Here is a 12,980-nt window from a genome sequence, read left to right as displayed (position 1 = left end):
TTGGTAGTTGTTTGAAACTGATATTTCAACTCAGGTAGTAGAGCTATGAGCGCTATTCACGAACAGGCTATGAATTATGTTTATCAACAAGTTCAGCAACGGTTGATTGGGTACTTCACGCGTGCGGAACGCACAGCACTTCAATTGTTGATCCAGCGTATTGTCGTGGCGGCAGGTGGCATGGAGCAGGTGGGCGATTACAAGGTGTTGGTGGCGCACGGTGGCGGTGAAGTCAGCAGCTACACCCTGGCCTTGTTACGTGCCGCACAATTGAGTATCGCCGGGCGAGCGCCCAGAACGTTTCAGTTGCGGGTCGCAACGCTGCGCCATGTTGGTATGACCCAGCAAACCCTCGATACGATCCATCGCGGCTACAGCCAGCTGTTTTTCCACGACGATGAACGTGTTGAGCTGCTGATGGTGGAAAATGAACAGGTACTGCCCTTCAATTACCAACGCCCGGCATCGACCCCAGGGCGTGAAGCCAGCCAACGTAAAAGGTTGATGATCGGGCACCTGACCTGCGGCGATGTTCGCGCCACGCTGTGCAATGACACCTACCTGGCTTTGGGCGATTTCTATCAGCGCGTCACCGCCTGGGGCGGCGGGGTGCATGCGTTGGTCAGTGGCGATTCGGCGCGCAAACAGGGCCAGTTGCTCGCCTGGCTGAAAAAAACCGCTCAGGCAGCCGGTGTCACAGTGCCCACGGGCAAGCCTACGTCACTGAACGGTCTGTTCACGCGGATGGACGAATGGAGCGACGACTTCTACCGTGACCTCTACGGCGAGCACTATGTACCCAAGGCCGACGTCAGCCCCGGAGGGTACCGCCATTTGGCCTATATCGGGATTGCCGACCTGTTCGAAGGCATTGACCGTACCTGTGCACCATTGCTCACCGAGTTCATGGCTTACACCCCGGAACCGCTGGGCTTTCATTTCAGCCACCCGACGTTTGCCAACCCGTTGTTGATGGCGCACCTGCGAGGCTTGCAGGCCGAATGCCTGCGCGAATTGGATTACGAAGAGGGTGTGCAGGGTTTCTTTCAGCAGGCGCAGGAATACCTGCGTCGTCGGCAGTTCCCCGAAGAGCTGATAGCCCACGCTGTCAGCCGCGAAGGGCGCGTATCGTCGAGCAACCTTGCCCAGCAGTTCTTCGGCCTGGAAGAGAGCCAACTGATCTGCCTGTTGTTTTCCCCGTTCATTCATCACGGGGAAGGGCTCGAAGGCTATTTGCGCCAGTGCCACCCCGGCATGCTCGTGGCACTGCCCGAACTGCACAAGGTGCTGCAGGGCAAGCCTGCCGCCGAGATGCTGCAACAATGGGTCGCCGACACCAGTGGCGTTCCGTTGCCTTTGCTCCAGCACCTGTACCGCAAACGGCCGGTGGCGTTCGTGCCAGGTGCCGGTGCACACAGCCGTCGTCATGAGCGGCCTATGGCCGCGGGTGGCCTGGCCTTCCAGCTGTCCGGGCGATGACGCTGCGTGGCGTGCGGCAAGCGGATTTCGCCTATCAGGCGGTTTATCGCTACATGATCAACCTGATCAACGAAGTCAGTAGCGATACCCGGGTGAAACTGCCCTCTTTGCGTCAGTTGTCCCAGCGCCTGAATGTTTCGATTTCCACCATTCAGTACGCGTACTCACTGTTGGAGAAAGAAGGCCGAGTGTATTCGGTGGCCAAGTCTGGCTATTACGCCTGGCCCCTCGCCAGTAGCCCTGCGACGTTGCCCAGCGGGGATCTACTCGAGCGCCTGTACGTCGCCGCTCGGCGCCCTGGCATGATGGTGCTCAGCGGGGATGAGCCTGCGTTGCTCGCGTCCCTGGACGCTACGTTGCTGCGACTTGAGCGTGAGCTTGTGCGCCAGTATCCACACCATTTGCAGTCCTGGTCCCAGCCGTGTGGTGTCTGGGAACTGCGGGCGGCATTGGCGGCGCGGTTCACCTCGTCGCCGAGTCGCTGCTGGCAGGCCGACGACGTGTATATCGGTGCTGACCTGCGCGGCGTGCTCGATATTCTCATCGAGGTCCTGGGCTTACGGGGCTCCACGTTGATCGTCGAGTCGCCTTGCGACTGGTTGATCCTGCGTCTGCTGCAAGACGCTGGCGTACGCGTCATCGAGTTGCCGTGGGCGCCCGAGGGCAGCCTGGACCTGATGGCGCTCGAGGGCATACTGCGCGAGGAAACCGTGCATCTGGTGTTGCTTTCATCGGTGGTCAGCCTGCCATCGGGTGTGGCCATTGAGCCTCGTGACCGCCTGGCAGTCGCGCGATTGCTTGATCAGTACGGTTGTTGGCTGCTGGAGAATGACACCTACGGTGAGTTGGGTTTCCAGCCGCCGCCGACGGCGCTACGAGACATGGTCAACCCGGAGCGGCTGGTGGTGTTTTCCTCTTTCGAGAAAATACTCGGGCCAGAGGCGCCTTATGGCTATGTGTTGTCCCGGCACATGAGCGGCGAATTGCAGCGTCAGTTCCTGTTGCGCTCGTTTCGACTGTCCTCCATTCGCCAGCGCGCCATTGCCCGGCTCTATAACAACGGGCAAATTGACCAGCACTTGATTGCTTTGCGCCAGTTGCTGCGCGAACAGGCGGGGGAAATGAGCCAGCGCCTGGACCATCACCTGGGTGATCAAGTCACCTATCGGATGCCTGCAGGCGGCGCCACATTTTGGCTAGGCTCTACCCAAGCGGTGGACATGCGCCAGGTGTTCCAGCAGTTACTGGCTCAGCAGGTAGTGGTGGCGCCGGGTGAGCTGTTCAGCCTCGCAGGCCTGCACCACCAGCATTTGCGTTTGAGCCATACGTTCCACGGGCAACCCAATCTGGAGATCGCCCTGGCTGCCGTGGGTGAAGCCCTGCGGCAGGCGCAAACAGGCTGAGTGGATGAAACTTCCCTGAAGTCCGTAGGATCTATACCGTCGCGTAGTAGTCCAACTCTCAGTAAACTGTCGTTTTTCTCAAAACCCTTCTTTTCGAGGTTTATGCATGACAATCAGTCCTTTTGCGGGCAAGCCAGCGCCAGCTCAGTTGCTGGTGGATATCCCGCGACTGGTCACGGCCTATTACACCGGGCAGCCTGATGCAGCGATCTCCACCCAGCGCGTGGCCTTCGGCACTTCCGGGCACCGTGGCAGCTCGTTTGAGCTGAGCTTCAACGAATGGCACGTGCTTGCCATCAGCCAAGCCATTTGTCTGTACCGTGAGGCCCAAGGCATCAACGGGCCTTTGTTTGTCGGCCTGGATACCCATGCGTTGTCGACACCGGCGGGTGCCAGCGCCCTGGAAGTGCTGGCCGCCAACGGCGTGCACGTGATGCTCGCCGAAGGCGATGAATACACGCCGACCCCGGCGATCTCCCACGCGATCATTTGCTACAACCGGGGTCGCACCAGTGGCCTGGCCGATGGCATCGTCATCACGCCGTCGCATAACCCGCCACAAAGCGGCGGCTACAAGTACAACCCGCCCAACGGCGGCCCGGCCGATACCCACGTCACCCAGTGGATCGAAGCCAAGGCCAATGAACTGCTGGCCAACAAACTGGCCGGGGTCAAGCGCGTCACCCACGCCCAGGCGCTCAAGGCGGATACCACGCACCGCCACGACTACCTCAACAGCTACGTGGCCGACCTGATCAATGTGATCGACATCGACGCCATCCGCAGCGCCGATCTGCGCCTGGGCGTCGATCCGTTGGGCGGAGCAGGGGTGCACTACTGGTCGGCAATTGCCGAGCACTATCGTTTGAACCTCGATGTGGTCAACACCGAAGTCGATTCCACCTTCCGCTTCATGAGCGTCGACTGGGACGGCCAGATTCGCATGGACCCGTCCTCCAGCTACGCAATGCAAGGCTTGATCGGCCTCAAGGAGCGTTTCGACGTGGCCTTCGCGTGCGACCCGGACCACGACCGCCACGGCATCGTCACCCCCTCCGGTGGCCTGCTGGCGCCGAACAACTACCTGGCAGTGTCTATCGATTACCTGTTCCAGAACCGTCCGCACTGGCGCGCCGATGCGGCTGTAGGCAAGACCGTCGTCAGCAGCGGCCTGATTGACCGCGTCGCTGCGCGTATCGGCCGTCGCCTGTATGAAGTGCCGGTGGGCTTCAAGTGGTTTGCCGATGGCCTGTTCGAAGGTTCGCTGGGCTTTGGCGGTGAAGAAAGCGCCGGTGCCTCGTTCTTGCGTAAGGACGGCACTGTGTGGAGCACCGACAAGGACGGCCTGATCCCGGCCTTGCTGGCGGCGGAAATGACCTCGCGCAAAGGCCAGGACCCGAGCCAGATCTACCGTGGCCTGACCGATGCGCTGGGCGAGCCATTTGCCATTCGCGTCGACGCCAAGGCGACCCCGGCGCAAAAAGCCTTGCTGGGCAAGTTATCGCCGGCGCAGGTCACCTCCACGCAATTGGCCGGGGAGAGCATCCAGCAGATCCTCAGCCACGCGCCGGGCAACAACCAGGCGATTGGCGGCTTGAAAGTGATGACCGAAAACGGCTGGTTCGCCGCACGGCCATCGGGCACTGAGGACATCTACAAGATCTACGCCGAGAGCTTTATTGGTGAAGATCACCTCAAGCAACTGGTGGAAGAGGCGCAGGTGTTGGTGGACGGCGCAATCAGCCAGTAATACGCAAAACCACATGTGGGAGGGGGCAAGCCCTCTCCCACACTGGGTTTGGCCAGGCGTTAGATCAGGCCAAATCAACCAGCACGATCTCGCTGTCCTCAATCGCCGTCACCCGCAAGACCTGCTCATTCTCAACCGCCACACCGTCTCGAGCGTATGCACGCACGCCATTGACGTCAATCACACCGGTCGCCGGCACCAGATACTCACGGCGCCCGCTGTCCAGTTGATATTCAGCGCTTTCCCCAGCTTTCAGGGTGGCCGCCACCAGGCGTGCGTCAGCGCGAATACGCAGGCTTTCACTGTCACCGGTTTTGCCGCTGGCCAAGGTCACAAAACCCTCGCGATCGCCCTTGGGAAACGGTTTGGCGCCCCACGACGGCGGCAGACCGGCTTCATTCGGAATAATCCAGATCTGGAAAATCTTGGCCGGCGTGGCTTCCAGGTTGTATTCACTGTGGGCAATTCCGGTGCCGGCGCTCATCACCTGTACATCGCCGGCCTCCGTACGGCCCTTGTTTCCCAGGTTGTCGGCATGGCTGATGGCGCCTTCACGTACATACGTGATGATTTCCATGTCGCGATGCGGGTGCTGCGGGAAACCGGTGCCCGGCGCGATGATGTCGTCGTTCCACACTCGCAGGTTGCCCCAGTGCATGCGCTTGGGGTCATGGTATTCGGCAAATGAAAAGTGATGATGGGCATCAAGCCAGCCATGGTGGGCGCCACCCAGGGTGTTGAAAGGTCTAAGTTCAAGCATGACGGTCTCCTGTAGAGGAAGGCCATGATCCAACAGTGCATGATCGATAAAAAGCGTAAAAAATGCCTGATTCCAATCTAATAGTTCGATTGGTTAATGGCGTTTTGACTTTCACTTCATCGCCTAACTGCATGAAGGCAAAGCAATTGGCTGGAACTCGGCGCCGATTCCGGCGACCATGGCGACTTCGCCAAAACCCACCTCATCGCTGGAGTCCGCGTGCCGCCGCAAACGCCTGATCTGCCCCCTGACCTACGCCCATTAGCCGAAATGCCGCTGTTAAAACGGCTGGCTGCGCGTTTATTCGGCCACGGCCTGACGCGTTTACGTGCGCAGCATCGGTTCTCCTGGCTGCATGGCCAAGCCGACGGTTTCCGCAGCGGGCACGAGGCCGGTGTGGAATATGGCTATCGCGAAGGCAAGGCTGAGGGTATTGAAGAAGGCCGGCAGGTGTTGCTGATCCGCGACTTTCGCCCTGATGAACACCAGGCGCCCGGCGTGGATTACAGCCTGTTCGACGATTTGCGGCTGCCGCTTACCGCCGAGGTCAAGAAGCGCATGAAGGCGGATGTGGCGCGCTTGCTGCCGGCGCACGCGCAGCCAAGTGTCGCGCAATGGAAAATGATCTTCAGCGACACACCTTCAACCTCGGTGATAGCCGGGGCCGGCGCCGGTAAATCCACCTCGCTGGTGCTGCGCATCCTGCTGCTCACCCATTATCTGGGTTTCGAACTAAGCTCGATGACCGTGGTGACCTTCACCCGCGAGTCGCGCAAGGACTTCATCAACAAGCTCATGGAAATTCTCAGCCTCTGGGACCAACCCCTTGGCGCCAAAGAGGCCCAAGCCGTTGTGCGCACCTTTCACTCGCGCATTCTGCCGATGGTACGCAGCCTGCCTGGGTTTGAACGGCTGCAAGCGTTTGAAAACCTCAGCAGCGGTTTCGAGGACGCCGACAGTAACCCGTTCGACCTGCGCATCAGCGATGCGCAGCGCCAACAGATGAATGCCTGTTATTACCACTTGCACGGCCGACATGAGCGCTTTCGCGAGCTGATTGTGCCGTTGGCGCGCCATGGCCTGCAGCTCAAGGCGCTGGAGCGTGATCACCCGGATGTGCAAAAGCGTATGGCCGTGACCGAATTGGCGGCCAAGCGCGATGAAGCGCTTTGTGATGTGATCGAAGACCTGTGGTTTCGCGCGGGCGCCTGGCCAATCAAGGGCATTGAACCGAGCCGCGAGACCTTCGAGATCAATGGGGCGAAGTTTCATTGCCACGGCTATATCCCGGCGCTGGATGCCTGGGTGGTGCTGGGCTTCGATTCACGCGAAAACGCCCAGATCAGCCGGCCAAACGCGAAGCTTTCCGTACGCGCGGAGTGGGCGGTAAAGCGCACCTTGTTTCAAGCTTTCTGTCACAAGCCTTTGATATGGATAGATAACTATGAGTCTTCAAAACGTCTTTTAAGCAGTCTGGCCGGTGATGCGATCGCCGGCCCTGGTTTTGACTACAAGGTAAAAGGCGAGCTGGGCTCGGCACCGCTCTTGGACAGCTTTGTCATGGCTGCAGGGTTTATCGAGAACCTGGGGTTGGACGTACCGACTGCCGTCGGCCAGATGCGCTTCGCCAAGGACGACCCGGACCGGGGCTTCTTTGAAGCCCTGAGCATTTTCTGGAAAGCCTTGGAAGAGCACCTGCTCGATCAATCGCCGCCGATCATGACCTACAACCGGATGTTCTCGCTGTTTGGCGAGAACACCCCGGAAAACCTCAAGCTCCTCAGCGACCCGCTGCTGCGGCCGATGTCGCACCTGATGATCGACGAGTTCCAGGATGTGTCGCCGCAGATCGTTTCGTGGATTCGCGCCAGCCTGCGTGAAATCCGTAGCCGTGGCCCGGCGATGCACGTGGGCCGTGGCGCGCAGCGCTCGTCTTTGCTGTGCGTGGGCGATGACTGGCAGTCGATCTACGGCTGGCGCGGCAGTTCGCCCAAGTATTTCATGGAGTTCAACAAGGAATTCCCATCACCGAGCACCACCCGTGTGATGCTCAGTGAGAACTACCGCAGCCACCAGCACATCATCGACGCTGCCGAGCATATCGTGCGTGCCGCACCGGCGATCCCCGGCAAAAAGGCCAAGGCCAGTGGTGAGCCGAGGGCTTTGGTACCCGTGGCCGTGTTTGAGCGAGACGACGCGGCACTAGGGCGGCGGTTGCTGGAGCACTACCAAAAGGGTCAATCGATCCTGATGCTCTATCGAAAAAGTAGCGATAAGCTGTTGATTCAAGAGCATATTCAGTCTGTAGTTAATGCGGATTCTAGCTTGCCGCTGCCCGCGCGTCGGTTGAAACAGCTGACCTACCACAGCGCCAAAGGCCTGCAAGCGGATGCTGTTTTTCTACTTGGGGATTGCCAGCATGTGACCAGTTCGCCTTACAAGAATCAGGTGTACCGCATGGCGGGCCTCGGTAAGGACGGCGATAGCGAGCCGTATGACAGTGCGCAAAAAGACGAAGTGCTGCGCCTGTCTTATGTCGGCATAACCCGAGCAGTGAGCCATTGCTATTGGTACGTGGAGAAGCCAGAAGGCCAAGGCGTGAATGTGCCCAGGGCGTCAGAGCGGGTAGACGGGAAAAAGGCGTTTTTCGACGACCAGCGCAGCTAGCAGATGCAGGGCGTTCAATTGTGGCAGGGGCTTATGTGGGCGCTGGCTGGCCTGCCCCCACATGCGCTTTGTATTGCCTGTCAGAGAGGGCCTCAGGCCCGCAACGACATCGGCGGCACAAAACACTCCAATTCATCCTCGACGGCCTCAATCATGCGCTCCACATCGGCGGCATTCATCACGGTGGCGCAGGGGATGCCGGCAATCGCAATCAAGGTCTCGCCGCTGGCCCGGTCGAACAGGCGGGCGACCATGCTGCCAGGGGCGTCCATGCTCCCCTCAAAGCCCATCGGATGAAAATGCCAGCGCATCAGCTGGCAGGCATTGGGGAATGTCACTTTATTCATGTTGCCCACCTTGTTCATTGAGCGCTTCCTTTAGCTCGTGGCAGGGGCCATGACCTTCACGGGTCTTGGCATCGAATACGTTCAAAAATAGCACTCGTTCGCGCCTTCAAGGTGACTTTTTTGGTCCCGTTCGGCGGTTGTTTTCGACTAATTTGATGTGGGTCATGTCCTACTCCAAACTAGGCAAAACGCCACTAGTCAGCTGCACCCTTTGCCCATTGAAGGCGCCGTTAAAATTCGGCACTCTCAGCCGTTTATTCGTCGCAGAGCTCGCCATGCCCAGCATCGCCCCAGAGGATGATTGCCTGAACACCCAAGCCACCGGCGAGCTGGTCTTGCGGCACCACCTGTGTTGGCGTCATCGCGATTTGGACGGCGTGATGTCCTATTACCATCCCGAGATCCAGTACCACGACTTCTTCCAGAACCGCGTCATCGGTTACGCCGAGCTGCGTGAGTACCTGCAGGCCAGCATGCCGCGGGGCGCCGATGAGGCGATTGAGCACACCGACCGTATCCGTGCCGACGGTGACACCGCGTTCATTCAGTACCGCATTACCTTGCGCGGCGGCCAGGGCCTGGTGTCGTTTCGCACCAGTGAAGCCATCACCGTGCGCGATGGGCTGATCTGGCGGGTCAATGAGTACGCGTCGCTGGTTCACGAGCAGCCGCCCCAGGCGCTGCGCCCCACGGTCAGCCGCCTGGGCCTGTCGCCCCAGCAATTGGGGCATATGGCCAACGACCTGCAGCAATACTTCGAACTCAAGCAACCCGATCTGGACCCGGAACTGGACCTGCAGCGGGTGGCCAAGGAGTGTGGCTACAGCCGCAATCAGATTTCCTACCTGTTGAACCAGGTGCTGGGGCAGAGCTTCTACCGTTACGTCAACCAGGCCCGGCTCCAGCATTTGCTGGCTGCGCTGGATAAAGCCCGGCCACCGATCAAGGTCGATGACCTGGCATTCGCCGCCGGTTTCAATTCGCTGTCGGCGTTCTACAGCGCATTTCGCCAGCACACCGGCCAATCACCCAAGGCTTACGTCAAACAAATTTCTCTGCGTGCACGCGCGCAAGACAGCCCCTGACATCGCGCTCTAGGATCCCGCCTATCGAAATGAGGTTGGGGAGCTTGGCATGCCGGCATGGCGCACTATCAGTTTATGGATGGACCAGTTGGATGACCCGTTGGTGGCGCGGCCGTCGTTGGCGCATGACCTGGACGTTGACGTGGCCATCATCGGCGCCGGTTACACCGGCCTGTGGACCGCCTATTACCTGAAACGCCAGGCGCCAGAGCTGAACATTGCGATTGTCGAGGCGCAGACCGCAGGTTTCGGCGCTTCTGGCCGCAACGGCGGCTGGCTGATGGGCAATTTGCTCGGCGAAGACCGCCTGCTGGCCGGGCTTTCGCCGCAACAGCGCCGCGCCTCCTTTGACCTGCTGCACGGCATTCCCGATGAAGTGGCCCAGGTGCTCGCCCGCGAAGGCATCGACTGCGACTACCGCAAGGGCGGCGCCTTGTATTGCGCCGCACGCTACCCCGAGCAGGAAGGCAGCCTGCGCCGCTACCTCGACAAACTCCATGCCCAAGGCCTGACCGAAGACGATTACCGCTGGCTGAGCCCGCAAAAACTGGCCGAACAGATCCGCATCGCCAAGCCTTATGGCGGTATCTATGCACCCCACGTCGCGACCATTAACCCGGCCAAGTTGGTGCGCGGCCTGGCGCGGGTGGTCGAGAGCATGGGGGTCACGATCTACGAAAACAGCCCGGTCACCCACTGGCAGTCCGGCAGCCTGCGTACCGCCCAGGTCAGCGTGCGTGCCGCTTGGGTAGTGCCGGCGGTCGAGGGGTATGCCACGACGTTGCCGCCGTTGGGCCGCTATCAGTTGCCGGTGCAAAGCCTGATTGTGGCCACCGAGCCGCTGCCGGCCAGTACCTGGGACGAAATCGGCCTGAGCCACGGTCAGGCGTTCGGCGAAAGCAGTCGCCAGGTCACCTACGGCCAGCGCTCAGCCGACAACCGCTTGGTGTTCGGCGCGCGTGGCGGTTATCAGTTCGCCGGAAAGCTGCGCCACAAGTTCGACCTCACTGACAGCGAAGTGGAGCTGCGTCGCTACCTGTTCAGTGAACTCTTCCCACAGCTTAAAAACGTGAAGATTACCCACTCCTGGGGCGGCAACCTCGGCATGTCGCGCAACTTCCGCCCGCACATGCTCTGCGATCACAAGACCGGCATCGCGTTGTCCGGCGGTTACGGCGGCGAGGGCGTAGGCGCCACCCACCTGGGTGGCCGCACCCTGGCCGACCTGATTCTGGGTCTCGACACGCCACTGACCACTCAGCCCTGGGTGATCCGCGAGCGTGGCCTGGACGCGCTCAAGGCCTGGGAGCCTGAGCCCTGCCGCTGGCTGGGCTACAACGCGATCATTCGCAGTTTTGTCCATGAAGACCAGGTGTTAGCCAACCCTAACACCGCCCCTTGGCGCCGCACGTTGGCGACCGGCCTGGCCGGGTTCATGGAAGGTTTCATGCACTAAGCCGTTTCACTTACACGGGAAAACCCATGAGCATCACTCAATTCAAAGACGCGCTGAACGCCCACTTGCCGGATTCGTCACCGGTGGCCGTGCCCTTGGGCGAGCCCATCGCCGTGGCCTCGACCCTGAGCGTGAAACGCAACGACGGTGTCGAAACCGGCATCTGGGCATGCACCCCAGGCCGCTGGCGTCGGCAGATCAACTCCCAGGAGTTTTGTCACTTTATCCAGGGCCGCTGCACCTTCACCCCCGACAACGGTGAAACCGTCCACCTACAAGCCGGTGATGCACTGATGTTGCCGGCCAACAGCACCGGTATCTGGGATATCCAGGAAACCGTGCGCAAGACCTACGTATTGATTCTGTAACGCTTTGATCCTTGATCGCCTGCCATAAAAACAGCCCTAAAACCGCCAGGAAATCGAACCATGAAAGCCATTGCCCTGTTGCCCTTGATGTTGCTGGCCTCTCTGAGCCAGGCCGCCGAGACGGTGAAGATCTACAACTGGTCGGATTACATTGCACCGGACACCACCAAGAACTTCCAGAAAGAAACCGGCATCGGTTTCACCTATGACGTGTACGACAGCAACGAAACCCTCGACGGTAAGTTGATGACCGGCAAATCCGGCTACGACGTGGTGTTCCCGTCCAACCATTTCATGGCTCGGCAGATCCAGGGCGGCGCCCTGAAAAAGCTCGACAAGCGCCAGTTGCCGAACTGGAAAAACCTCAACCCGGTGTTGCTCAAGGCCCTGGAGAACAACGACCCGGGCAACGCCCACGGCTTCCCGTACCTATGGGGCAGCACCGGCATTGGCTACAACATCGACAAGGTCAAAGCAGTATTGGGCGACAACGCGCCGGTGGATTCCTGGGACCTGATCTTCAAGCCGGAAAACATGGCCAAGCTGCAAAAATGCGGGGTGGCGATCCTCGACAACGGCCCTGAATTGCTGCCGGCAGCGCTGAACTACCTGGGCTTGCCGCACCACAGCAAGAAGGCCGAGGACTACAAAAAGGCTGAAGATTTGCTGATGAAAGTACGGCCATACGTGGCGTACTTCCATTCCTCGAAATACACCGCCGACCTGGCCAACGGCGACATCTGCGTAGCCGTCGGCTTCTCCGGCGACATCCTGCAGGCGGAGAGCCGCGCCAAGGAAGCCAAGAACGGTGTGAACATCGGCTACAACATTCCCAAGGAAGGCGCCGCGATCTGGTTCGACATGGTTGCCATGCCTGCCGATGCGCCTGACGAAAAGGCCGGTTACGCGTTCATGAACTACCTGCTGCGCCCGGACGTGATGGCCAGCATCACCAACTACGTGCACTACGCCAACGGCAACGCCGCGGCCGACAGCCTGGTGGACCCGGCGATCAAGTCCGACACCAAGGTGTACCCAACGCCTGCAATGATGGGCAAATTGTTTGCGCTGGAGGCGATGCCGCTGAACATCGACCGGATTCGTACGCGGGTGTGGAACACCATTCGTACCGGGCGATAGGTTTACCTGTGGTGGCGAGCGGGCTTCCTGTGGCGAGCGCGCTTGCCCGCGATGACCATGGGTATCTACGCAACTTTTTGTGTTGCGCTAAGTTTTTGACCGGGTTTTTAGGTAGATATGAGTACATATCCGTTGCTGCGGTAACGGCTACCTAGGGTTCCGCTCTTACAGCGGTTCACTTTTGGAAGGACCCAAAAGTAACCAAAAAGTCCTCGCCCCACCACTCGGTGCCTCGCCCAGGCTCGGCATGCCAGAACGAAGGCTTGAATCCGTGGGCCGCCGCCATGGGCCATCCTTGGCCCATCGCGGCTAACCCGGCGTCCTGCCGGGTTACCCACGGATTCAAGCCTGCGTTCGGCCATCGTGGTTAACGGGGCGCCTCAGATCAAGATCAAGATCAAGAGCACGGCGGCCTAGTAGCCGACCTGAGTGGTTGAAGCAAAAGCAGGGCAAAAGCACAGCAGCACACTCTCTGTCTGATGTACCGAGATCCAACTGTGGGAGCGGGCTTGCTCGCGAAGGCGG

Annotated in this window: 10 protein-coding genes; 8 read left to right on the top strand and 2 right to left on the bottom strand. The window is 59.9% G+C overall.

The annotated features are described in order from the left end of the window. The first annotated feature begins 45 nt into the window (after window positions 1-45). The 3 genes from E0F99_RS18990 (at window position 46) to pgm (ending at window position 4,632) form a co-directional block, all read left to right on the top strand. The gene (locus E0F99_RS18990) at window positions 46-1,479 is read left to right on the top strand and encodes a hypothetical protein (RefSeq protein ID WP_083358501.1); all 1,434 of its coding nucleotides are present in this window, start codon (window positions 46-48) and stop codon (window positions 1,477-1,479) included. Then, the gene (locus E0F99_RS18985) at window positions 1,476-2,882 is read left to right on the top strand and encodes an aminotransferase-like domain-containing protein (protein WP_083358500.1); all 1,407 of its coding nucleotides are present in this window, start codon (window positions 1,476-1,478) and stop codon (window positions 2,880-2,882) included. The genes E0F99_RS18990 and E0F99_RS18985 overlap by 4 nt, the downstream gene beginning before the upstream one ends. Window positions 2,883-2,988: 106 nt before the next feature. Next, window positions 2,989-4,632, top strand: a complete 1,644-nt coding sequence (gene pgm, locus E0F99_RS18980; protein WP_083358499.1) for a phosphoglucomutase (alpha-D-glucose-1,6-bisphosphate-dependent) — start codon at window positions 2,989-2,991, stop codon at window positions 4,630-4,632. Between the two features lie 64 nt (window positions 4,633-4,696). On the opposite strand, the gene E0F99_RS18975 is transcribed toward pgm, so the two are convergent. Continuing rightward, entirely contained in the window at window positions 4,697-5,392 is a 696-nt protein-coding gene (locus E0F99_RS18975; RefSeq protein WP_083358498.1) for a pirin family protein, read from the bottom strand. 219 nt (window positions 5,393-5,611) lie between these two features. Between E0F99_RS18975 and E0F99_RS18970 the strand changes: the two genes are divergently transcribed. Then, window positions 5,612-8,059 carry a UvrD-helicase domain-containing protein gene (locus E0F99_RS18970; protein ID WP_083358497.1) on the top strand — a complete coding sequence of 816 codons (2,448 nt, stop codon included), beginning with the start codon at window positions 5,612-5,614 and terminating at the stop codon, window positions 8,057-8,059. Between the two features lie 92 nt (window positions 8,060-8,151). Here the strand turns inward: E0F99_RS18970 and E0F99_RS18965 are convergent, their stop codons facing one another. Beyond that, window positions 8,152-8,424, bottom strand: coding sequence for a DUF1652 domain-containing protein (locus E0F99_RS18965; protein ID WP_083358496.1), 273 nt, complete (start codon window positions 8,422-8,424; stop codon window positions 8,152-8,154). Window positions 8,425-8,681: 257 nt separating this feature from the next. On the opposite strand from E0F99_RS18965, the gene E0F99_RS18960 reads away from it, so the two are divergent. Genes E0F99_RS18960 through E0F99_RS18945 form a run of 4 tightly spaced genes read left to right on the top strand, consistent with a single transcriptional unit; the run spans window position 8,682 to window position 12,455 of the window. Then, the gene (locus tag E0F99_RS18960) at window positions 8,682-9,491 is read left to right on the top strand and encodes a helix-turn-helix transcriptional regulator (RefSeq protein WP_130908870.1); all 810 of its coding nucleotides are present in this window, start codon (window positions 8,682-8,684) and stop codon (window positions 9,489-9,491) included. Between the two features lie 49 nt (window positions 9,492-9,540). Next, on the top strand, window positions 9,541-10,947 hold the full coding sequence (locus E0F99_RS18955) for an NAD(P)/FAD-dependent oxidoreductase (protein WP_083358494.1): 1,407 nt from the start codon (window positions 9,541-9,543) through the stop codon (window positions 10,945-10,947). Window positions 10,948-10,973: 26 nt separating this feature from the next. Beyond that, on the top strand, window positions 10,974-11,315 hold the full coding sequence (locus E0F99_RS18950; protein WP_083358493.1) for a cupin domain-containing protein: 342 nt from the start codon (window positions 10,974-10,976) through the stop codon (window positions 11,313-11,315). Between the two features lie 60 nt (window positions 11,316-11,375). After that, complete coding sequence (locus tag E0F99_RS18945; RefSeq protein WP_083358492.1) at window positions 11,376-12,455, top strand: polyamine ABC transporter substrate-binding protein; 1,080 nt, start codon at window positions 11,376-11,378, stop codon at window positions 12,453-12,455. Window positions 12,456-12,980 lie beyond the last annotated feature (525 nt).

Origin of the sequence: Pseudomonas antarctica, assembly GCF_900624995.1 — a bacterium.
In the GTDB taxonomy this organism is placed as follows: domain Bacteria; phylum Pseudomonadota; class Gammaproteobacteria; order Pseudomonadales; family Pseudomonadaceae; genus Aquipseudomonas; species Aquipseudomonas antarctica.
Note: the sequence above shows the minus strand (reverse complement) of the source record. Positions and strands in the feature narration are given on the sequence as shown.

Excerpts from the sequence above, each read along its gene's own strand:
- E0F99_RS18990 (WP_083358501.1), top strand. The coding sequence starts at position 46 with ATGAGCGCTATTCACGAACAGGCTATGAATTATGTTTATCAACAAGTT.
- E0F99_RS18985 (WP_083358500.1), top strand. The coding sequence starts at position 1,476 with ATGACGCTGCGTGGCGTGCGGCAAGCGGATTTCGCCTATCAGGCGGTT.
- pgm (WP_083358499.1), top strand. The coding sequence starts at position 2,989 with ATGACAATCAGTCCTTTTGCGGGCAAGCCAGCGCCAGCTCAGTTGCTG.
- E0F99_RS18975 (WP_083358498.1), bottom strand. The coding sequence starts at position 5,392 with ATGCTTGAACTTAGACCTTTCAACACCCTGGGTGGCGCCCACCATGGC.
- E0F99_RS18965 (WP_083358496.1), bottom strand. The coding sequence starts at position 8,424 with ATGAACAAGGTGGGCAACATGAATAAAGTGACATTCCCCAATGCCTGC.
- E0F99_RS18960 (WP_130908870.1), top strand. The coding sequence starts at position 8,682 with ATGCCCAGCATCGCCCCAGAGGATGATTGCCTGAACACCCAAGCCACC.
- E0F99_RS18955 (WP_083358494.1), top strand. The coding sequence starts at position 9,541 with ATGCCGGCATGGCGCACTATCAGTTTATGGATGGACCAGTTGGATGAC.
- E0F99_RS18950 (WP_083358493.1), top strand. The coding sequence starts at position 10,974 with ATGAGCATCACTCAATTCAAAGACGCGCTGAACGCCCACTTGCCGGAT.
- E0F99_RS18945 (WP_083358492.1), top strand. The coding sequence starts at position 11,376 with ATGAAAGCCATTGCCCTGTTGCCCTTGATGTTGCTGGCCTCTCTGAGC.